At 74.9% G+C, this 21525-nt stretch carries 14 protein-coding genes and 2 tRNA genes; 8 read left to right on the top strand and 8 right to left on the bottom strand.

Going from position 1 to position 21525, the window contains the following annotated elements; translation table 11 throughout:
- Positions 1–376: 376 nt before the first annotated feature.
- Entirely contained in the window at positions 377–2905 is a 2529-nt protein-coding gene (gene recD / locus AACH11_RS17600; protein WP_341375560.1) for an exodeoxyribonuclease V subunit alpha, read from the top strand.
- A gap of 40 nt (positions 2906–2945) precedes the next feature.
- On the opposite strand, the gene AACH11_RS17595 is transcribed toward recD, so the two are convergent.
- The 6 genes from AACH11_RS17595 to hemC form a co-directional block, all read right to left on the bottom strand.
- Positions 2946–3022: transfer RNA gene (locus AACH11_RS17595), tRNA-Arg, on the bottom strand.
- A gap of 120 nt (positions 3023–3142) precedes the next feature.
- A tRNA-Arg gene (locus AACH11_RS17590) sits at positions 3143–3219 on the bottom strand.
- 75 nt (positions 3220–3294) lie between these two features.
- Entirely contained in the window at positions 3295–4539 is a 1245-nt protein-coding gene (locus AACH11_RS17585; RefSeq protein ID WP_341375559.1) for a heme biosynthesis HemY N-terminal domain-containing protein, read from the bottom strand.
- A complete protein-coding gene (locus tag AACH11_RS17580; protein WP_341375558.1) occupies positions 4539–5684 on the bottom strand; it encodes a uroporphyrinogen-III C-methyltransferase in 1146 nt (381 codons plus the stop codon). Before AACH11_RS17580 ends, AACH11_RS17585 begins: the two co-directional genes overlap by 1 nt.
- A gap of 340 nt (positions 5685–6024) precedes the next feature.
- On the bottom strand, positions 6025–6951 hold the full coding sequence (locus AACH11_RS17575) for a uroporphyrinogen-III synthase (RefSeq protein ID WP_341375557.1): 927 nt from the start codon (positions 6949–6951) through the stop codon (positions 6025–6027).
- Positions 6952–6993: 42 nt separating this feature from the next.
- Positions 6994–7941 (bottom strand): hydroxymethylbilane synthase, encoded by a 948-nt coding sequence (hemC, locus tag AACH11_RS17570; protein WP_341375556.1) that lies wholly within the window; start codon positions 7939–7941, stop codon positions 6994–6996.
- Between the two features lie 301 nt (positions 7942–8242).
- Between hemC and ppc the strand changes: the two genes are divergently transcribed.
- Complete coding sequence (ppc, locus tag AACH11_RS17565; RefSeq protein ID WP_423228770.1) at positions 8243–11104, top strand: phosphoenolpyruvate carboxylase; 2862 nt, start codon at positions 8243–8245, stop codon at positions 11102–11104.
- A gap of 146 nt (positions 11105–11250) precedes the next feature.
- Here the strand turns inward: ppc and AACH11_RS24835 are convergent, their stop codons facing one another.
- On the bottom strand, positions 11251–12378 hold the full coding sequence (locus AACH11_RS24835; RefSeq protein WP_423228769.1) for a LytR/AlgR family response regulator transcription factor: 1128 nt from the start codon (positions 12376–12378) through the stop codon (positions 11251–11253).
- Between the two features lie 17 nt (positions 12379–12395).
- The gene (locus AACH11_RS17550; protein ID WP_341375555.1) at positions 12396–13613 is read right to left on the bottom strand and encodes a sensor histidine kinase; all 1218 of its coding nucleotides are present in this window, start codon (positions 13611–13613) and stop codon (positions 12396–12398) included.
- A 260-nt stretch (positions 13614–13873) separates the two neighbouring features.
- Here AACH11_RS17550 and argH point away from each other — a divergent pair, with 260 nt between their 5' ends.
- From argH to mshL, 6 genes are all read left to right on the top strand, one after another.
- Positions 13874–15271 carry an argininosuccinate lyase gene (gene argH / locus AACH11_RS17545; RefSeq protein ID WP_341375554.1) on the top strand — a complete coding sequence of 466 codons (1398 nt, stop codon included), beginning with the start codon at positions 13874–13876 and terminating at the stop codon, positions 15269–15271.
- A 367-nt stretch (positions 15272–15638) separates the two neighbouring features.
- Positions 15639–16547 carry a hypothetical protein gene (locus AACH11_RS17540; RefSeq protein ID WP_341375553.1) on the top strand — a complete coding sequence of 303 codons (909 nt, stop codon included), beginning with the start codon at positions 15639–15641 and terminating at the stop codon, positions 16545–16547.
- Positions 16548–16582: 35 nt separating this feature from the next.
- Positions 16583–17671, top strand: a complete 1089-nt coding sequence (locus tag AACH11_RS17535) for a PilN domain-containing protein (RefSeq protein ID WP_341375552.1) — start codon at positions 16583–16585, stop codon at positions 17669–17671.
- Entirely contained in the window at positions 17668–18996 is a 1329-nt protein-coding gene (locus AACH11_RS17530; protein ID WP_341375551.1) for a BAR domain-containing protein, read from the top strand. The genes AACH11_RS17535 and AACH11_RS17530 overlap by 4 nt, the downstream gene beginning before the upstream one ends.
- Positions 18996–19739 carry a hypothetical protein gene (locus AACH11_RS17525; protein WP_341375550.1) on the top strand — a complete coding sequence of 248 codons (744 nt, stop codon included), beginning with the start codon at positions 18996–18998 and terminating at the stop codon, positions 19737–19739. Before AACH11_RS17530 ends, AACH11_RS17525 begins: the two co-directional genes overlap by 1 nt.
- Positions 19736–21505, top strand: a complete 1770-nt coding sequence (gene mshL, locus AACH11_RS17520) for a pilus (MSHA type) biogenesis protein MshL (RefSeq protein WP_341375549.1) — start codon at positions 19736–19738, stop codon at positions 21503–21505. The genes AACH11_RS17525 and mshL overlap by 4 nt, the downstream gene beginning before the upstream one ends.
- Positions 21506–21525 lie beyond the last annotated feature (20 nt).

The raw sequence follows: 21525 nt of genomic DNA, 5'->3' as shown, positions 1-21525 counted from the left end.
AGCGCCCGGGCCAATGCCCGGGCCAGGGGCGGACACCGCGGACCGGCCGTGCCCGTCCGGCGACGGTGGCACTGCGGCCGCGACCACGGCCGCGACGTCCAAGGGCGCGCGCGCCGGATCCCCCCGGCGACGGGCCCCGCGCCGCGAAGCGACCGCCCCCTCCGCCACCGGCCCCGACCGGACCGGGCCGACGCCGGATCTGTGGAGCCAGGCGACGCCAGGCGATCCGGTCACGGTCGCGCCTCTGCCTCTGCCTCTGCCTCCACCACCGTCCCCGCCCTCACCCGGTGCCGCGGCCAGCCCTGCCACCACAGCCGCCATCCGGCCCGCGACGCAGGCCTCACGCACCGGCACGGACGCGGAGAGGACGGACACGATGAACGGTGCCCGCGCGCACGCGGCCGACACCCACACGGCCACGGACCGCACGCGACACGACGCCATCGACGCTGCCTCGCCCGCCCCTCTGGCCGCCCATCTGGCCGCCGACCTGCCCGTCGACCTGGACTGGCCGCCCCGCCCGCGCGATGACCACGACGCCCTGACCGATGCCGGTGCCGAGGACGATCTGTCCTGGGCATCCCTGATGGACGAGGCCGACGGCCGAGGCCCGCTGCACCACGGCGACCCCTTCGACGACGGCCCGCCGCCGGACGACGAAGGCTGGGCCGACCACGCCGCCATGAACGCCATGTCCGGCGCGGACGACCGCCTCCGCGACGACGACGACGACACCGCCGACCGGCAGGCCGACGCCAGCCCAGGCCCCGACCAGGATGCGGACGCCACCCCGGCGGATGACCCGTTCGACGCCCTGCTCGACGGCCAGGGCGGTGGCCGCGGCCGCGCCCCAGCCGGCGCTGCCGACGCCGACCCGCCCCGCGACGCAGCGGATGCCGGCAGCGGCTGGCCGGTCCGCGGACCGCAGGCATCAACGCCCGGCCCCGGCCACCTCCCCCCCGCGCAGGACCCCGCAGCCCCCCGCCGCGCAGCATCCGCCGGGACCACCGACGAGGACGACGACGACGACAGCCCGCTGCTGGGCCCCGCGCTGGCCGGCCACGGCCCGGCCCTCGGCGCCGAGGCGCTGGCCATCGGCCTGGGCTGGCACCTGCGCCAGTGGTCCCTGGCGGCCGGAGCGGACGCGCGCAGCGCCCAGGCCGCGGCACAGGCCGGCCGGCGCCTGTCGCGCGCCCTGGCCGACGGCCATGTCTGTCTGCAGCTCGACCGCCTGCCGCCGCTGCCCGATGGCGCGCACTGGCGCGACCACCTGCTGGCCAGCCGCGTCTGCGGGCGGCCGCAGGATGCCGCCACCCAAGGCCTGCCGCTGGTGCTCGACGACGCGCAGCGCCTCTACCTGCAGCGCCAGTTCGACCAGGAGCAGCGCCTGGCGACGCGCCTGATGGCCGCCAGCCGGGCCCCGGCGCTGGCCGTGCCCGACGCGGTCGCCCACCAGCTGCGCGCGCTGTTCGCGCCCGCGCCCGGCCGCACGGCCCCGGTGCCCGACTGGCAGCAGGTGGCGGCCGCGCTGGCGCTGCGCCAGCGCATCGTCGTCGTCTCCGGCGGCCCGGGCACCGGCAAGACCACGACCGTGGTCAACCTGCTGGCCTGCGTGCTGACCCAGCAACCCGATGCCCGCGTGGCCCTGGCCGCGCCCACCGGCAAGGCGGCCGCCCGCATGACCGAGGCCGTACGCCAGCGCGCCAGCGGCCTGCCCGAGCACCTGAGGGCCCTGCTGCCGACCGACAGCTACACCATCCATCGCCTGCTGGGCGTCAATCCGATGGCCGACGGCGGCTTCACCCACCATGCCGGCCACCGCCTGCCGCTCGATCTGCTGGTCATCGACGAAGCCAGCATGCTGGACCTGTCGCTGGCCACGCGGCTGCTGGAAGCGGTGCCCGAGAGCGCCCGCGTGATCCTGCTCGGCGACAAGGACCAGCTGGCCGCGGTCGACAGCGGCGCGGTCTTCGCCGAGCTCAGCGCCAGCCCGCACCTGGGCGCGGCCACCACCACGGCCCTGGACGCACTGTGCGGCCTGGCACCGGGCACGATCCGCGCACCGTCCGCCACGACCGACAGCCCGCTGCAGGACATGGCCGTGTGGTTCACGCAGAACTTCCGCTTCGCGGCCGACAGCGGCATCGGCCGTATCGCGCGCGAGATGCGCGACGGCCAGGCCGATGCGCTGGTCGACGGCCTGCGCAGCGGTGCCGACCCGTCGGTGCGCTGGATCGAGGACGCCCAGCCGCAGCCTGCGGCCGCGGTCTGGCAGGCGATCGAGGACGGACTGGCGCCGCTGTTCGCCCTGGCCGCGACCCGCACCCCGGATCCCCAGGCCCTGACCGCGCAGTTCGACCGTTTCCGTGTGCTGTGCGCGGTGCGCGAGGGCGAACGCGGCATGGCCGCCGTCAACGCCCGCATGACGCGCCTGGCGCGCGAGCGCCTGGGCGCGGCCGACCGCCAGCCGCAGCAGGCCTGGTATCCGGGACGGCCGGTGATGGTGCTGCGCAACGACCCGGTGCTGCGCCTGTTCAACGGCGACACCGGCCTGTGCGCACCGGACGCCGACGGCCAGCTGATGGTGTGGTTCCCGCGCGCCGACGGCCAGGGGCTGCGCGCCGTGCCGCCCCTGCGGCTGCCCGAACACCAGAGCGCCTACGCGATGACGGTGCACAAGAGCCAGGGCAGCGAATTCGACGCGGTGCTGGTGCTGCTGCCCGAACGGCCGACCCGGGTGCTCAGCCGCGAGCTGGTCTACACCGCGGTCACGCGCGCCAAGCGCGCGGTCTGCCTGGCCGGACCGGAAGCGGTGTTGCGCGCGGCCGTGGCCAGCCCGACGCGCCGGCACAGCGGCCTGCTGGCACGCCTGCGTGAGCAGGTGCTCATCGGCAGGCCGGAATGAAAAACGGGTCAGTCCCGTGAGGAACTGACCCGTTTCAAGTTGGTGCGGCTGGCAGGATTCGAACCCACGACCCCTTGGTTCGTAGCCAAGTACTCTATCCAACTGAGCTACAGCCGCCTGTCGCGAGACCGCCTGGGGCGATCCGCTGACCTTCATCTTCCACGTCGCGTCACATCGGTGAGCACATCCCTGACTTCAGGTACCGCCACCGGAACCGGTGATGGCGCTTGAAGCAGTTGGTGCGGCTGGCAGGATTCGAACCCACGACCCCTTGGTTCGTAGCCAAGTACTCTATCCAACTGAGCTACAGCCGCGCTGTGGAAGCCTCGCAGTATAGGACGGTTTCTCGGAACTGCGCAAGCCCCCTCGCGAAATTTCTTCAACAGCCCTCAATCGATGGCGGCTGCCGCGCGATCGCAGTCGCTGGCCCGCGCCTCGTCACCCTGCTCACGGGCCAGCAGGGCCAGGGCCCGCCAGGCGGCACGGCGGGCGCGCGGCTGCAGCGCCAGGTCGCGGGCGGCCAGCTCCAGCGGCCGGCGCGCCTTGCCCCAGAGCTGACGCTCGATGAAGGCGGTACCGACCACCCCCTGCACGGCCGATTCGGTCGGCCAGGCCCGCTGGGCGGACTCCAGCCGCGGCAGCCAGTCGCTGCCCAGGCCGGCCATGCAGTCGCCCAGTGCGGCGGCCAGCTCGGCCCGGCCCTCGGCATCGAGCGTGTCCAGCCGGTCCCACAAGGGACGCAGCCACAGGCGGCCGTCCTCGGCACTGCCGAGCGTGGCGGCACGGCGCGCGGCGCGGGCGACGACATACGGGTCGCGCTGATCGGCGGCATCCAGCTGCAGCCAGGTGCGGCGCAACTGCTCGACATCGTGTGCGGCGTCCAGCGCCTCGAAGGCCAGCGAGCGCAGCAGGCCGGTGGCCGCCGCACTGCTGAAGGCCTGATGGTTGGCCAGCAGACGTGCGGTGTGCAGCGCCTGCAACGGCCGGCGCTGCAGGCGGGCGGCCTGCAGCCGCAGCCGCAGGGCCTGGGTGCGGCGGGCGACACCCGGCGGCAGCTCGGACAGCAGCGTGTCGGCACGCGTGCCGTCGCGGTCGTCGAGTGCCCATTCGGCGGCCAGCAGGCGTGCGCCCTCGTCCATCGCCGTGCCCGGCGCGGCGCGGTCGGCGGCCAGCAGGCGCTCGATCAGCTCGTCACGGCGTTTGCGGTCCTGCAGCCGGTGCAGGCTGCCGGCGGCCAGCAGCAGCGCCAGCGACTGGAAGGGCCGATCGCCGGCCAGCACCGGCACCTCGTCACGCATCGCGATCGCGCGCTGGGCGGCCTTGTGGGCCCGGCTGTAGCGGCCGCCGAAGTACTCGGTCAGCGCCTCGCGCAGGGCGGCCTGGGCCGCCCGCTCCAGCCGGAGCGTGCGCCACTCACGGGCGCGCTGGGGCAGGCCGGTCAAGGCGCCGAGCGCCTGCACGGCCGTGTGCAGGCCCAGGCCCAGCAGCACCAGCGCCAGCAGGAAGAAGTTCAGCGACAGGTCGACACGCCAGGACGACCAGTAGAACGACACCAGACCGCTGTTGTCGCCGAGCACCAGCGCGGCCACGACGGCGCCCACCGCCAGGACGATGAACCAGACGACGCTGCGCATCAGCGGCCCGCCTGCACGGCGGCGATCGCCGCCAGGGTCTCGTCCGGACGCGGCAGGCTGATCTGCCGCGCCTGCTGGGCGACCTGCTGCAGCAGCTCACGGCTCACGGCCACGCGCCGGGTCCGGCCATCGAAGTAGCGGTCCAGCGTGGTCAGGGCCTCGCGCATGTCGCTCTGCACGGTGTCGAACTGGCGTGCCAGCAAGGCCAGCCGGGCGTTGAGCAGGCGCAGCTTCAGGTTCTCGCGCAGGAACCAGCCCTGCTCGGGCGCGACCAGCGCAGCCTCGGGGTTGGCGATGCGGGTCACGCGCAGCAGACCCCGCAGCTCGTCGCCGACCTGGGTCAGCAGCTGGTCGCCCTGGGCGGACGTCCAGCGCCAGCCCCGCACCAGCCAGTCGCCGATGCCGTCCGACGCGGCCTGACCCGCCGCCGTGGCACTGGCGGCCCGGCCGCGCGAGGCCACCGCGGCCGGCGCCTGGGCGGAGGCCGCGGCGGCGGCCATCGCGGTGCCGCGCGGCAGCGGCTGGGCCAGCAGCGGCAGCTCGTCGACGCTGCGCACCGCCTCGTCGAGGCGGATCACCAGCGCCGACAGATCGGAGACGCTGACCGCGCGCACGCGGTCGATGTCGCGCGCCAGCGCACGGCGCACGCGCTCCAGCCGCGGCTGGTTCAGGCGCGCCAGACGGTCGTCGGCCTGGCGCAGCGCGGCGGCCAGCGGCTCCAGGCTGCCGGTCAGTGCGCTCTGCTGCTGGGCCACGCGCAGCGCGGCATCGACGTCGGCCAGCACGTTCTCGTCGCGCGAGCGCGACAGCTGCAGGATCAGCTCCTCCAGCTGGCTGCGCTGCAGGGCGGATTCGGCCAGCCGGGCTTCCAGCAGGCCCAGGCGCGAATCGAGCGCACGGGCGGTGTCCTGGGCCTGCTGGGCCAGGGTGCGGGCCTCGACGGCCTGGCCCTGGCTGTCCTGCTGGCGGCGCACCAGTTCCTGCTCCAGGGCCTTGACCCGCTGCTGGCCGTAGACGGCCAGCGTGATGGCGGCGACGCTCAAGGCGCCGGCCAGCGCGGCCCCGACGAGCCAGACCGGACCGGACAGGCTGGTGCGGGCGACCTGGGCGCCGAGCGTCGACGCCGTAGCACCGCCGCCGGCCACGGACGCGGACGCCGACGGGGGCAGCGGAGCACCCGCGGCAGGCGGCAGAGGCTGCGGCGTGCCCTCCGGCGCCCACGGGGCTGCACCCTGCGCCGCGGCGGCGACGGGCGCCACAGGAGCCACAGGAGCCGCGGGGGCCGCAGAGGCCTCCGGGACGCGGCCCGCAGGGTCGGAACGCGAACCGGCCGCAGCCGGGCCAGGGGCGGAGGCCGGCGCGGACGCGGCATCCGGCGGCAGGGGGGTGTCGGGCGGATTCACGATCCGATCGATTCTATAGACCGTGGCCCGGCCGATCGCTGCCGCGTGCGGCAGACGTCAGGCCTCAGGGGCCTCAGGAGCTTCAGAGTTGCCGCCAGGCCTCGGCCACGGCCTGCGGATCGGGCCGCACCAGGCGGACGCGGCCGAAGCCGAGGGCCCGCGCCGCCTCGGCGATGCGCGGATGGCTGGCCAGCGCGGCGGCGGCCGACCAGTCGGCCCCGGGCGCCAGCGTGCGCAGATGGCCGGCGGCCTCGCTGCTGCTGAAGACCCAGGTGGACCGCGCCGCGGCGTCGGCCAGATCCTGCAGGCGCTGGCGCAGCGCGGCATCGGCCTGCGGCGGCCGGCGGCGGTAGGCGGCGATGAAGCGCACCTGGCCGCCCTCGGCGCGCAAGGTGTCGGCCAGCCAGTCGCGGCCGTCCTCGCCACGGACGATCCAGGACGTCGCGCCGGCCCAGCCGCCGAGCGGGCGCAGCAGCGTCCACAGCACCTCGCTGTCGAGCCGCGGCGCGTCCGGCGCCGGGCTGACGATCTGCGCGACCGGCACACCGGCCTCGCGCAGCGCGCGCTCGGTGCCGGGCCCGGTGCTGCCGGCCAGCACACCGGCCGGCCAGCGGTGGGCCGACGGCTGCGCACCGCCGCGGCCGGCGCTGAAGAAGCGGTCCACCGCCGCCGGGCTGACGAACATCAGCAGGCGCGGCGGGGTGGCATCGGGGGCGGCGTCCAGCTCAACGCCCGTGTCCGCGTCGTCAGGGCCGGGGCCGGGGCCGGCATCAGCCCCCCCACCGCTGGCGTCACGGGCACCGCCATGGCGGAGGCAAGGGGCGTCCAGCGCCGCCCAGGCCCGGGCGATGGCCGCGCCCGCGTCGGCCGGCGGGCCGATCTCCAGCAGCGGCAGGGCCTCGGCCGGCACGTCGAGCGCGCGCAGCGCGCGCACCCAGGCATCGGCCTGCGGCTGCGGCCGGGTGATGACCAGACGGGCTTGCGGCGCCGGCACGGGGCTCACGGACATGGGGCTGCTCGCGGAGGGTGGCAGGCCGGCGCCCGGACCGGCTCAGGCCGGATCGGGCTGCGGCAGCCGGGCCAGGTAGGCGTCGCCGCCCTGGGACAGCAGCGCCCGGGCGACGGCCACGCCGAGCGCGTCGGCGGCGGCGGCGTCCGCGGGCTGGCCGTCGGCGTAGGCACGCAGCAGCGGCTCGGCCGGGCGCGAGGCGTCGCCGAGGGCGGCCGACAGCTGCAGCCGGCCGTCCTGCCAGACGGCGTGGGCGGCCAGCGGCATGCTGCAGGAGCCGCCCAGCGTGCGCGAGACCGCACGCTCGGCATGCACGGCCAGCCAGGTCGGCGTGTCGGTCAGGGTGGCCAGCTGTTCGACCAGCGCGCGGCGCTCGGCCCGCACCTCGATGCCGAGCGCGCCCTGGCCGGCGGCCGGCAGCATCTGCTCGGGCGTGAACACGGCGCGGATGCGCTGGGCCAAACCCAGGCGCTTGAGGCCGGCGGCCGCCAGCACGATGGCGTCGTAGCCGCCATCGTCGAGCTTGCGCAGCCGGGTGTCGAGGTTGCCGCGCAGCGGCTCGATGCGCAGGTCCGGCCGCAGCGCCAGCAGCTGCACCACGCGGCGCAGGCTGCTGGTGCCGACCACCGCGCCCTCGGGCAGCGCCATCACGTCGGCGTGGTGGTTGCTGACGAAGGCGTCGCGCGGGTCCTCACGCTCCAGCACGGCGGCCAGCACGAAGCCCTCGGGCAGCGACATCGGCACGTCCTTGAGCGAGTGCACGGCCAGCTGGGCACGGTCCTCCTCGAGCGCGACCTCCAGCTCCTTGACGAACAGGCCCTTGCCGCCGACCTTGCTCAGCGTGCGGTCCAGGATCTGGTCGCCGCGGGTGGTCATGCCCAGCAGCTCGACGTTCAGGCCGAACTGGCGCGTCAGCAGGTGCCGCACGTGCTCGGCCTGCCACAGCGCGAGACGGCTTTCGCGGGTGGCGATCTTCAGGGAGGTGCTCATTTCGGGGAGGTGCTCATCGTGGGCGCGATTATGGCCAGCCGGCCGGCGCCGACGACCGGCGCCGACCTGTCCTGGATCAAGTGCAGGGCCCGTGACCCCGCCCGGTGCGCCCCCGCGATGCCCACGAACGGCGCGACACGCACCACCACCGCGCAGCCAACCGTCGGACACGGCGCCCGGCAGCGGCACCGGCCCGGCCGGACGGGCCGGCACAGGTCGTGCTGGCCTTTGCCCGCGGCCGCTGGTAGAGTGCCCGTCGACACCGGATTGGTAACCGGGTTACACCAACAGGAGATGTTTCGTGCCCAGTTCACGTACCCGCCGCGCCGCCACGGCGACGCCCCCGGCCTCTGCAGCGGAAGACGCCGCCAGCAAGAACAAGCCGCTGATGGAGGATATCCGGTTACTCGGACGCATCCTGGGCGATGTGATCCGTGAGCAGGAAGGGCACGAGGCCTTCGAGCTGATCGAGCGGGTGCGCCAGCTCAGCGTCGCCTACCGCCTGAAGAACGATGCCTCGGCCGGTCGCGTGCTGGACCGGGTGCTGAAGAACCTGAGCGCCGACCAGGCCGTCAGCGTGATCCGCGCCTTCAGCTACTTCAGCCACCTGGCCAACATCGCCGAGGACCGCCACCACGTGCGCCGGCGCCAGGTGCACCAGGCCCAGGGCCATCTGCAGGAAGGCTCGCTGGCGCTGACCTTCGAGCGCCTGCACGATGCCGACGTGCGCGCGGCCGACGTCGCCGCCATGCTCAAGGGCGCCTACATCTCGCCGGTGCTCACCGCCCACCCGACCGAGGTGCAGCGCAAGTCCATCCTGGACGCCGAGCGCGCGGTGGCCGAGCTGGTCGGCCAGCGCGACGAGCTGCGCACCGAGGCCGAGCGCGAGGACAACGAGGCGCTGCTGCGCGCCCGCGTCACCCAGCTGTGGCAGACGCGCATGCTGCGCTACACCAAGCTGACGGTGGCCGACGAGATCGAGAACGCGCTCAGCTACTACCAGAGCACCTTCCTGCGCCAGATCCCGCGCGTCTACCGCGAGCTGGAGCAGCAGCTCAAGGGCCACGAGGTGGCCAACTTCCTGCGCATGGGCCAGTGGATCGGTGGCGACCGTGACGGCAACCCGAACGTCACCGCGCCCACCCTGCGCATGGCGCTGTCGCGCCAGAGCGAGGTGGCGCTGCGCTTCTACCTGACCGAGGTACACGAGCTGGGCGCCGAGCTGTCGGTCAGCGCGATGCTGGCCGGCGTGACGCCCGAGCTCAAGGCGCTGGCCGACGGCTCGCCGGACCGCAACCCGCACCGCGAGGACGAGCCCTACCGCCGCGCGCTGATCGGCATGTACGCCCGCCTGGCCGCCACGCTGCACGCGCTGACCGGCACCGAGGCGCTGCGCCACGCCGTGCCGCCCCAGAACGCCTACGAGACGCCGGGGCAGTTCCTGGCCGATCTGCGCACCATCGAGTCCAGCCTGGCCGCCCACCATGCCCAGGCGCTGACCGCCCCGCGCCTGAAGCCGCTGATCCGCGCGGTGCAGGTCTTCGGCTTCCACCTGGCCACGGTCGACCTGCGCCAGAGCAGCGACAAGCACGAGGAGGTGGTGGCCGAGCTGCTGGCCACCGCCCGCGTGCACGCCGACTACTCGTCGCTGGACGAGGCGGCCAAGCGCGAGCTGCTGCTGGGCCTGCTGCGCGAGGCCCGCCCGCTGCGCGTGCGCGGCCACCGCTACAGCGAGCATGCGGAGAGCGAGCTGGCGATCTTCGAGACCGCGCGCGAGATGCTCTCGCGCTACGGCCGCGAGGCGCTGCGCCACTACATCATCAGCCACACCGAGAGCGTCTCCGACCTGCTGGAGGTGCTGCTGCTGCAGAAGGAGACCGGCCTGCTGACCGGCCCCAACCTGGGCGTGCTGGGCGAGGCCGGCACGCGCACGCCGCTGATCGTGGTGCCGCTGTTCGAGACCATCGGCGACCTGCGCCTGGCACCGACCATCATGGCCGAGTTCTACGCCCTGCCCGGCATCACCGAGCTGGTGATCGCCTCCGGCGGCGAGCAGGACGTGATGCTGGGCTACAGCGACAGCAACAAGGACGGCGGCTTCTTCACCAGCAACTGGGAGCTCTACCAGGCCGAGCTGGAACTGGTGGCGATGTTCAACCCGCTGCGCAAGGCGCACGGCATCACGCTGCGCCTGTTCCACGGCCGCGGCGGCACGGTGGGCCGTGGCGGCGGCCCGAGCTACCAGGCCATCCTGGCCCAGCCCCCGGGCACGGTCAACGGCCAGATCCGGCTGACCGAGCAGGGCGAGGTCATCGGCTCGAAGTACGCGCACCCGGAGATCGGCCGCCGCAACCTGGAGACGCTGGTGGCCGCCACGCTGGAGGCCACGCTGCTGCACACCGGCGGCAAGTCGGCCGCGCCCAAGGCCTTCCTGGAGGCCGCCGCGCGGATCAGCGACGCCAGCTTCGCCGCCTACCGTGACCTGGTCTACGAGACCGACGGCTTCACCGACTACTTCTTCTCGGCCACGCCGATCCGCGAGATCGCCGAGCTCAACATCGGCTCGCGCCCGGCCAGCCGCAAGGCCACCCGCGCGATCGAGGACCTGCGCGCCATCCCCTGGGGCTTCAGCTGGGGCCAGTGCCGGGTGGCGCTGCCGGGCTGGTGCGGCTTCGGCTCGGCCATCGAGCGCTTCCTGGCCGGCGACGGCAGCGAGGGCGCGGACGGTGCGGGCGGCCGCGACACGCGCCTGAAGCTGCTGCAGAAGATGCACAAGCAGTGGCCGTTCTTCCGCACCCTGCTGTCCAACCTGGACATGGTGCTGGCCAAGAGCGATCTGCGCATCGCCCAGCGCTATGTCGAGCTGGTCGAGGACAAGCGGCTGGGCAAGCGCATCTTCGCGCTCGTCAAGGCCGAGTGGGAACGCACGAACGAGGCGCTGTCGCTGATCACCGGCGAGGCCGACCGTCTGGCGGCCAACCCGGCGCTGGCGCGCTCGATCGAGCACCGCTTCCCCTACCTGGATCCGCTGAACCACCTGCAGGTCGAGCTGATGCGCCGCTACCGCGCCCGCAAGGACGGCGACCCGGACAACGAGCGGGTGCAGCGCGGCATCCACATCTCGATCAACGGCGTGGCCGCCGGCCTGCGCAACACGGGCTGAGGCCGGGCCGGGAGGGCCGGCAGCCGCGGCCTGGGCCTGCGGCCCGGGTTCACGGCCTGGGCACGCAGCCTGGACACGCGGCCCGGGCCCAAGGGCGGCCCACCCGCGGCCCACCCGCGGCCTGGGCCCCGGCCGGCCCTGCCGGCTCAGCCGCGCAGGGCCTCGCGCACGGCCGCCAGCTGGCGGCGCGCGACCGGCAGCGTGCGGCCATCGGCCATGCGCAGCACCCAGCCCTCGGTGGTGGGTGCGGCGGGTGCGGTGGGTGCACCGGGTGCGGCCGGGCGGGCCGGCGCGGCCGGATCGGCCGTGACCGGGGCGACCGGCTCGCCAGCCCCTGCGCGGACCTCTCGGACCTCCCGGGACAGCGGAGCGCGCTCCAGCGCCCGCACCGCCGCGGGCGCCACCAGCACGGCCCGGTGCACGCGCAGCAGGCGGCCGGCGGCCCGCTGCTCGATGTCGGCCAGGCTGTCGTCGACCCAATGGCGGCCGTGGCGGGTGACGAGGCAGACGTACTTGTCCTCGGCCCGGCCGTACAGCAGCTCGTCGAGCGGCAGGCGCAGCAGGCGGCCGCCGTCGTGGCAGACCAGCAGGTCGGGCGCGGCCATCCTGGCGCCCGCCACGGCGTCTGCAGCAGCACCGGCGGTGCCGGTGCCGGTGCCGGTGCCGGTGCCGGTGCCGGTGCCGGTGCCGACTCCGACTTCGGCTGTGGCCCCGCCTTCGGCTCCGGCAGCAGGGCCGGCCCCGCCGACTCCGGCCTCCCTCCCGGACGCAGACCCGGCAACGGCGGCGGCGGCCGCATCCGCCACCGTCCCCCCGGCCCCCTCGGCACCGGCCAGCGCCTCCCCGCCGGCCGTGGCGTCCGGCCCGCGCCGCCGCAGCGCCCGTGTCAGCGCCTGCTGCAGGCGCTCGGCGCGCACCGGCTTGGGCAGATAGTCCAGCGCCTCCAGCGCGAAGGCCTGCAGGGCGTGCTCGGTGTGGGCGGTGACGAAGACCACCGCCGGCGACCGCGGCAGCGCCTGCAGCGCACGCGCCCATTGCAGGCCGTCGAGGCCGGGCATCGCGATGTCCAGCAACAGCAGCTCGCAGTCCGGATGCTGGTCCAGGGCCTGCCGGGCAGCCGCAGCATGGCCGGCTTCGGCCAGCACCACGCTGGGCGGCAGCTCCGGCCGGGCCAGCAGCTGGCGCAGGCGCAGGCGGGCCAGCGGCTCGTCATCGACCAGGATCAGGCGCAGCGGCGTCGGCGTCGGCGGGGGCATCGGCATCGGCATCGGCATCGGCATCGGCAGCAGGGTCAACCCAGTGGCACCTCGATGAGGGCCAGATGCCGCTCGCCGTTGCGCTCGGTGTGCAGGCGGCCGGCCAGATCGTGCATCAGGCGCAGGCGCTCGCGCACATTGGCCAGGGCCAGGCCGCTGCCGGGCGGCCCGGGCTCGGGCGGCAGCGTGTTGATGACCTCGATGCGGACGATGCCGCCCCAGCAGCGGGTGCGCACCCGCAGCTCACCGCCGGTGGCCGAGGGCTCGATGCCGTGACGCACCGCGTTCTCGACCAGCGGCTGCAGCACCAGCGGGGGCAGGCGGGCGCGGGCGGCCTTGGGGTCCAGGTCCCAGCTCAGCACCAGCCGTTCGCCGAAGCGCATCTGCTCGATGGCCAGGTAGCGCCGGGCCAGATCCAGCTCGTCGGCCAGCGTGACCGCGCTGCCGCTCTCGGCCAAGGCGACCTGGAACAGGGCGGCCAGATCCTCCAGCACGGTCTCGGCCTGGCGCGGTCGGGCCGGCACCAGGGCCAGCGCGGTGTTCAGGGCATTGAAGAGGAAATGCGGCCGGATGCGTGACTGCAGCTCGGCCAGGCGGGCCCGGGCATCGGCCGGACGGTGCCGCGCCTGCCGCAGCCGCAGCCCGCGGTCCAGCCCCAGGCCGAGCGCGGCGCCGACCAGCAGATGACCGGCCAGCGGCCACAGGCCCGGTCGCACCAGACCGAACAGCTGCAACAGGCCCCAGCCCGGCACGGTCACCAGGGCGCCCAGCAAGGACGGCAGCAGCCGGGTCAGCCAGGCCGTGCGGTGGCGTGGCCAGCGTGGCCGGACATGACGGCACCACAGGCACAGCACGGCCATCCAGGGCGGCAGCCCGGCCAGCAGCACGCACAGCAGCACCGAGCTGCGGGCCAGCCAGTCGTGCGGGCCGTCACTGCCCGGCCAGGCCAGCAGCAGCGTGGTGACGCTGCCCCACAGCAGCAGGCGCAGCACCAGACCCGGCTCGCACAGAGGGCCCCAGGCGGCGGCGCGCTCCGGCGGTGCGCCATCGTCCTGGCGCGGGTCGAAGGTGCCGATGGCCTCCAGCTCGACGTGGCTGTCCAGCCGGGTGTCCGGCGCCTCGTGCAGGGCCTGTGGCCAGATGCTGGTGTCCGGCGCCAGCGCGTCGGCCGCATCGTGCGGCGCCGACGAGGCCGCGCCGACCCCATCGGCGGGGCCGGCGGCAGGGCGGGGCCGGGGCGAGGTCAGAGGCATGACAGGCGGGAACGCAGGGGCGCGGGGACGGACCGCGCAGCACGGCGCGTCAGACCGGCCGGGCCGGCCAGGCCGCCCCGGCGCGGGATAATACGGGGCTTTGCCCGCGCTCCCCAAGCGTGCCGGCGGCCGCACCGTCACCCCGACCCCCCGGTCCGGGGCGCGGGCCCGGCCCCGCGCCGCCTGCAGGGGCGCCTCGCCGCCCCGGCCGGCTCCACGGGGTCGCGGTCCCTTTCGTGCAGCCTCTGCCCCGCAGCGCCATGTCCGGCAACCAACTCGACAAGAAATCCCAGGCCTGGTCGGCCCTGTTCTCCGAGCCGATGAGCGAGCTCGTCAAGCGCTACACGGCCAGCGTCGACTTCGACAAACGCCTGTGGCGCGCCGACATCCAGGGCAGCCTGGCCCACGCCGGCATGCTGGCCGCGCAAGGCATCATCGGCGCCCAGGATCTGGCCGACATCCAGCGCGGCATGGCCCAGATCACGGCCGAGATCGAAGCCGGCCAGTTCGAGTGGAAGCTCGACCTGGAGGACGTGCACCTGAACATCGAGGCCCGCCTGACCACGCTGGTGGGCGACGCCGGCAAGCGCCTGCACACCGGCCGCAGCCGCAACGACCAGGTGGCCACCGACGTGCGCCTGTGGCTGCGCGGCGAGATTGACGCGCTGAGCGGCCTGCTGGTCGACATGCAGCGCGCGCTGGTCGACGTGGCCGAGAAGAACACCGAGACGGTGATGCCCGGCTTCACCCACCTGCAGGTGGCCCAGCCGGTCAGCTTCGCCCACCACCTGCTGGCCTATGTCGAGATGTTCGCGCGCGACGCCGAGCGCCTGGCCGACGTGCGCAAGCGCCTGAACCGCCTGCCGCTGGGCGCCGCCGCGCTGGCCGGCACCAGCTATCCGCTGGACCGCGAGGCGGTGGCCGCCGCGCTGGGCTTCGACGCCGTCTGCGAGAACAGCCTGGACGCCGTCAGCGACCGCGACTTCGCGATGGAATTCCTGGCCTGGGCCGCGATCACCATGGTGCACGTCTCGCGCATGGCCGAGGAGATCGTGCTGTGGATGAGCCAGAACTTCGGCTTCATCGACCTGTCCGACCGCTACTGCACCGGCTCGTCGATCATGCCGCAGAAGCGCAATCCGGACGTGGCCGAGCTGGCCCGCGGCAAGAGCGGCCGCGTCATCGGCCACCTGATGGGCCTGATCACGCTGATGAAGGGCCAGCCCCTGGCCTACAACAAGGACAACCAGGAAGACAAGGAGCCGCTGTTCGACACCGTCGACACGCTGGCCGGCACGCTGCGCATCATGGCCGAGATGGTGGCGGGCATCACCGTCAAGCCGCAGGCGATGGAGGCCGCGGCGCGCAAGGGTTATGCCACGGCCACCGATCTGGCGGACTACCTGGTCAAGAAGGGCCTGCCCTTCCGTGACGCGCACGAGGTGGTGGCCCATGCCGTCAAGCTCGGCCTGCAACGGGGGGTGGATCTGGCCGAGCTGTCGCTCGACGAACTCAAGGCCCTGCACCCGCTGGTGGGCGACGACGCCCCCGGCGTGCTGACCCTGACCGGCAGCCTGAACGCCCGCAACGTGCGGGGCGGCACGGCACCGGTCCAGGCCCGCGCCCAGGTCGCACGCCACCGCGCCCGTCTGGGCTGAGCCCGGGGGGCCGCAAGCCCCCGGCGCCCGGTGCGCCCGGTGCGCCCCGGAGGCCCACCCCGCGGGGGCGCTGACCCCGACGGTGCGCGGCCATCGGCCGCCCGCCCGCGGCCCCGCACCCACCCTGCCCGCCCCACGGCCCGGCAGTCCTCACGGACTGACCGGGCCGTGTCGCATCTCACGCCACTTTGCCGCGCTTTTCGGGCCATCGCCCGAAGGGGCCGCATGGAACGATGCGCCCAGCGCGTCGTGGTGTGACCAGCCTGTCCATGCCACGTGCCGACCGTCGCCGATGCGCCGGTCGGGCTGACGCCGTGGTGCAGGCTGCGAGATCGGGGTCACGGTGTTCCACTTCCGCCAAACGTCCATGCTGCCGGGCTGGGTGGCCTGCGTGCCGCAAGGCCGTCAGGCGCAGTTCGCCTGCGTGCAGTCGCGCGACGAGGACCGCCCGCTGGTGCAGTGGGTGGCCAGCGAGGACTGGACCTGGCCCACGCGCACGCTGCGTCAGGTCGGCCACCGCCATGCACTGGCCCGCCACCGGCGGGTGCTGATGCTGAGCCCGACGCAGTACCGCCTGGCCACGCTGGACGTGCCCAACGATCTGCCACGCCCCGACTGGCCGCAGGCCATGCGCTGGCAGATGAAGGACCTGGTCGATTTCCCCGTCGATGACGCGGCCATCGACGTGCTGGCCGTGCCCGACGGCGCCAGCTACCGCGCCCGCTCGCAGCTGATCGCGGTGGCCGCCGGCGCGCAGATGCTGCGGCCACAGGTCGAGGCCGCGCACCAGGTCAAGCTGCAGTGGACGGCCATCGACATCGAGGAGACCGCGCTGCGCAACCTGTGCGCGCTGGCCGCGCCGCCCGAGCGCTCGCAGGCGCTGCTGCATGTGCAGGCCACGCACGCGACGCTGGTGGTGACCTTCCGCGGCGAGCTGCTGTGGTCGCGCCAGATCGACCTCACGCTGGGCCATCTCGGCCAGAGCGATGACGCACCGCGCCAGCAGGCGCTGGACCAGGCCGGGCTGGAGCTGCAGCGCTCGCTCGACGGCATCGAACGCAGCTTCGGTCAGGTCGCGCTGGCGGGCCTGCTGATCACGCCGATGCCCGAGCAGCAGCTGCTGTGCGAGCACCTGCGCCCGCTGCTGTACGTGCCGGTCACCCCCTACGAGCCGACCCGCCACCTGGACCTGACCGGCCTGCCCGGTCTGGCCCGCGACCCGCTGATGCTCAACCGCATGTTGTGCGCGATCGGCGCCGCCCTGCGCAGCGATTGATCCGACCGCCGCCCCAGACCCGGGACTCCGTCACCATGCCCCAGCAGCTCAACCTCCAGGACCTGCGCTTCGTGCCGCGGCCGCTGCCCTGCTCGGCCCGCCAGGTCGCGCTCGGCGCGGCCCTGTTCCTGCTGACGCTGGGCGTCAGCGGTCAGCTGCTGCGCCTGGGTGCCAGCCGTGACGAGGCGCAGGCACGCGACATCGCCACCAAGCTCGAACCGATGCGCCAGCAGATCGCCGCCCTCGGCCGGGCCGTGGCCCCGCCCCCGGCGGCCAGCGCCACGGCCGCGGCCGCCCCCTCGCCGGCCTTGAACTCGCTGCAGACGCGCGAGCAGGCGCAGCAGCGGGTGCTGCAGCTGCTGCGCTCGGGCATCGCCGGGCAGGGGGACGGCCACGCCGAAACCCTGGCCGCGCTGGCTCGCCAGGCCAACGCCCATGTCTGGATCACCGGCCTGCACGTGGGCGAGGACGGCGGCGAGGTCGAGCTGCGCGGCAACATGACCGAGACCGCCCGTTTCGCGGATTATCTGAAGCGGCTCAATGCCGAACCCCGCTTCCGCGGGCGTCCGTTCAGCCAGCTGCGCATGAGCGCACAGGCCGGGGACGCCACGGCCGCCGAAAGCCAGGCCCGCAGCGCGCCCGAGGCCGCCCCCGGACTGACCGTGTTCACGCTGACCTCGACCCAGCGCGCACGCATCACCCCCCCGGCGGCCGAGCTGCCGGTCCACAAGGCCACGGCGCCCGCGACCCAGGCGGCCTCGGCTGCGGCACGGGCCGGTGGCATCGCGGCGGCGGTGGCCCCGGACACGACCACGGCGGACCCGGTGAAGGTCGCCCTGCGCCCGGCGGGCCGCCCCGCCGGCACGCCGGTGGCCGACCGGGTGGACGCGGCACGCCGCCCCGGCCAGCGCCGCCACGAGCTGCAGGAGACCGTCCCGCCGCACGAGCTGCAGCGTCTGCAGCAGCAGGCCCTGCTGGCGCGCGTCACGCAGACGCAGACGCCGGGACAGTCGCCCGTGCAGACACCCGGACAGGCCCCGGCCGCCGCCGCGGCACCCGCCCCCGAGATCCGCCGACTGGCCCAGGCCGGACCGGCCGATGCGCGCCGAGGAGACCAGCCATGAGCCCCGACCACGCGCCCCCCGAGCTGACGCTGACCGCGCGCGCCGAGGACCTGCCGCCGCCCGTGTCCGGCGACACCACGGCGGCGCTGGCGGGCGGCACGCTGGCGACGCCACGCACCCGTGGCCCGTCCGGCCCCGGCACCCTGTCGGGCGCCCGCCGCGGGCTCGGCACGGGCGGCAGCGCGGCCGCGGCCTCCGGCCCTGCGCCGGGCGCCCTGGCCGGTGCCTCGCCGTCGCCGGCCGGCAACGCCGCCCCCCGCCCCCTGTCGGCCGGCAGCCGGCCGGGCACGGCCACGGCCCGCGGCCCGGCCGGTGACACGATGCCGGCCGGCAGCCCCGGCAGCGCCGGCGGTGCGCCGGGCACGGCCGCACCCGGCGCCGCCGGCAGCGCCGTGCCGCCGGCCGCGGTCGCGGCAGCGGCCACCCGGCTGGAGCTGCCACCCGGCCTGCAGCGCCTGATGCGTCAGTTCGACGCCCGTCCGCTGCGCGAGCGCGTGCTGATGGCCGTCGCCGGCATGGCCGTCTGCGGCGCGCTGACCGACGCGCTGTGGCTGCGGCCCACGCTGCAGCGCTGGCAGCAGGCCCGCACCGAATTGAGCGAGGCGCAGACGCTGGAATCGCGCCTGCTCGGCGATCTGCGCCAGCTGGCCGACCACAACGCACGGCGCCAGCGCATGGACGCCGACGAGCTGGCCGGCTGGCAGGCCCGCGTGCGGGACGGCGAGCACGAGCTGCTGCGCTACGAGCGCGCACTGGTCAGCCCCACGCAGATGCCCCGGCTGCTGGAATCGATGCTGGCCGCCCGCGGCCAGCTGCGCCTGCGCGAGCTGCAGACCATGGCCCCGGTCGACCTGAGCCAGCCCGACGCGGTGGCGCGTGCCGCGGCCGCCGCCTCGGCCCCGCTGGGCTCGCCGGCCGCCGCCGCCGCCCGTCTGGCGGCCGCGCAGGCGGCCACCCGGCCCGGCCCGGCAGCGGCACCGTCCACCCGGGAGGCCACCCACGGCGCCGCACCGCAACTGCTCGACGGACTGGGTGAGCGTCTGCTCGGCGCCCGGCCCGCCGCGGGTGCGGCCAGCGCGGGGGCTGCGGCAGGGGCGGCGCCCGATCGGGCCGCCGCTGCGGCACCGGCGCTCTACCGCCACGGCGTGGAGCTGGTGGTCGAAGGCCCGTTCGGCGATCTGCTGGGCTGGCTGCGCGCGCTCGAGCAGATGCCCCAGCGCGTGCTGTGGGGCGAGCTGTCGCTCGACGCCTCCCGCTACCCGACCAATGTGCTGACGCTGCGCGTCTACACACTGAGCCGCGACCGCAACTGGATGGAGATCTGATGATGGCCCGTCCTCACCGTTCTCCGGCCGGGGCCGCACCGCCGCCCGACGGGCCGGCACTCGACCGCCGGGCCTGGCTGCTGTCGGCCCTGGCCCTGTTGCTGGCGGTGACCGGCGCGGTGGCCGCCCTGCAGCCCTCGACCGTGCAGGCCGCCGGGGCCGATCCGACCCGCCCGCCCGAGGCCGTGCTGCGCCAGCAGGCCAGCGCCAGCGCACGCACCGGCCAGGGCCCGGCGGCCACGCGCCCGGCCACGGGCCTCCTGCCGCCCCCGCTGGCGCCGGCCGCCGGCCGTGCCGGCCCGGTGCCGGCCGCCCTGCCCTCGCCGGCCGGCAGCGCCGCGGCGGCGGCCAGTGCGGCCAGTGCGGCCAGCGCCGCCGAGACCACGCCGCAGCTGCAGGGCGTCCAGCTCAGCAGCCGCAACGCACCGACCGCGCTGATCGACGGCCGCCTGGTGCTGACCGGCGATCAGCTCGGGGCCTGGCGCGTGCAATCGATCGACGGCGAGGGCGTCACGCTGCGCCACCCGCAGCGCGGCCCGCTGCGGCTGAACCTGCTGCAGACGGCGGCCAAGCTGCCGGCCGGCAGCCTGACCGTCAGCCGCGGCACCGCGCTGCGCAACGAACGCCCGGCACGCTACAGCCACGGCGAGCCCGATCCCCCGGCCTCGGCCCCCGTGTCCGATCCGACCCGCAGCGCGGCGCCGCCGCCCACCGACAGCCGCAGCCCGAGGAGCTCCCCATGATGTCGCGCCCTTCCGTCCCCCGCCCGCCCCGCCCGGCGGCCCTGAACCCGGTGCTGGCCGCGGCCCTGCTGCTGCCGGCGCTGTGGCTGGGCGCCAGCGCACCGGCCGCGGCACAGAGCCCGGCGACGGCGGCCGGCGCCCCGGCGAGCCCGGCCGAGCCGCGCTTCGACCTCGCCGTCAGCAACGCGCCCGCGGCCCAGGTCTTCCTGCAACTGGCCCAGGGCTCGGGCTACAACATGCTGGTGGCGCCGGAGGTCAGCGGCTCGCTGTCGATCACGCTCAAGGACACCACCGTGCCCGAGGCGCTGGAGACGCTGCGCGAGCTGTTCGGCTATGACTTCCGCATCGCCGGCAAGCGGGTCTTCATCTACCCGAACACGGTGCAGACGCGGCTCTACCGCATCAACTACCTGCCCGGCCGACGCCAGGGTTCGAGCGACCTGCGGGTGACCTCGGGCAGCATCTCGACGGCCGGCGCCGGGGGCGCGACGGCCCAGGCGGCCAACGGCGCGGCCGGTGGCAACACCGGCGGCGACGGCAATGGCGGCAGCGCCGACAACGCCAAGGTGCGCACCACCTCGGATGCCGACTTCTGGCGCGAGGTCCAGGCGGCGCTGACCACCATGGTTGGCGAGAAGGAAGGCCGCAACGTGGTGATGAACCCGGCGGCCGGCGTCATCGTGATCAAGGCCTCGCCGACCGAGCTGCGCCAGGTCGAGGCCTATCTGCGCGCGGTGCAGCTGTCGATCGAGCGCCAGGTGATGCTGGAGGCCAAGATCATCGAGGTGCAGCTGAGCAAGGAGCAGCAGACCGGCATCAACTGGTCGGGCTTCGGCAAGATCCTGGGCGACAAGGTCTCGACCACCATCGGCGTGGCCGCGCCGGGCTCGGTGCTGGGCACCAGCGGCAACCTGAGCACCAGCGACGCCACCTCCATCGCCTCCGGCGTCAGCCTGGCGGCGGGCGCGGTCGGCAAGGGCTTCTACGGCCTGGCCTTCCAGGCCTCGAACTTCGCCGGCCTGCTCAACTTCCTGGAGACGCAGGGCGACGTGCAGGTGCTGTCGAGCCCGCGCATCGCGACGCTGAACAACCAGAAGGCGGTGCTCAAGGTCGGCTCCGACGAGCTGTACGTGACCGGCGTGTCCAGCAGCCAGACCTCGACCAGCACCAGCACCAGCACCATGCCCACGGTGGTGCTGCAGCCCTTCTTCAGCGGCATCTCGCTGGACGTGACGCCGCAGATCGACGACGAGGGCAACGTGATCCTGCACGTGCACCCGACGATCTCGACCGTGACCGAGAAGAGCAAGAACCTCAACCTCGGCTCGCTGGGTTCCTACACGCTGCCGCTGGCCACCAGCGCGGTCAACGAGACCGATTCCATCGTGCGCGTGCGCGACGGCCAGATCGTGGCCATCGGCGGCCTGATGAAGGCCTCGTCCAGCGACGACCGCAGCGGCGTCTCGGGCCTGCAGAACACGCCCATCCTGGGCGCGCTGTTCCGCCAGACCGCCACCGTGCAGACCAAGCGCGAGCTGGTGATCCTGCTCAAGCCCACCGTGATCCGCGAGGAACAGCGCTGGCCCGACATGCAGGTGCCGCAGACCCCGCGCACCGACGCCATCGTCCAGGCCCGCAGCGTGCGCGAGCTCGATGCGCCGGCGACGGCGCCGGCCGTGCCGCACGAGATCACGTCGCCCGGCCGCGCCGTCCCGGGCCTGCCCGCGGCCGGCCGCAGCGCGCTGCCGTCCAGCCTGGGCCGCTGAACCCGGACCGGCCCCCCCGC

Origin of the sequence: Pseudaquabacterium rugosum (genome assembly GCF_038066575.1) — a bacterium.
GTDB lineage: Bacteria > Pseudomonadota > Gammaproteobacteria > Burkholderiales > Burkholderiaceae_C > Pseudaquabacterium > Pseudaquabacterium rugosum.
The sequence above is the reverse complement of the archived record's forward strand: the minus strand, read 5'-3'. Positions and strand labels throughout refer to the sequence as shown.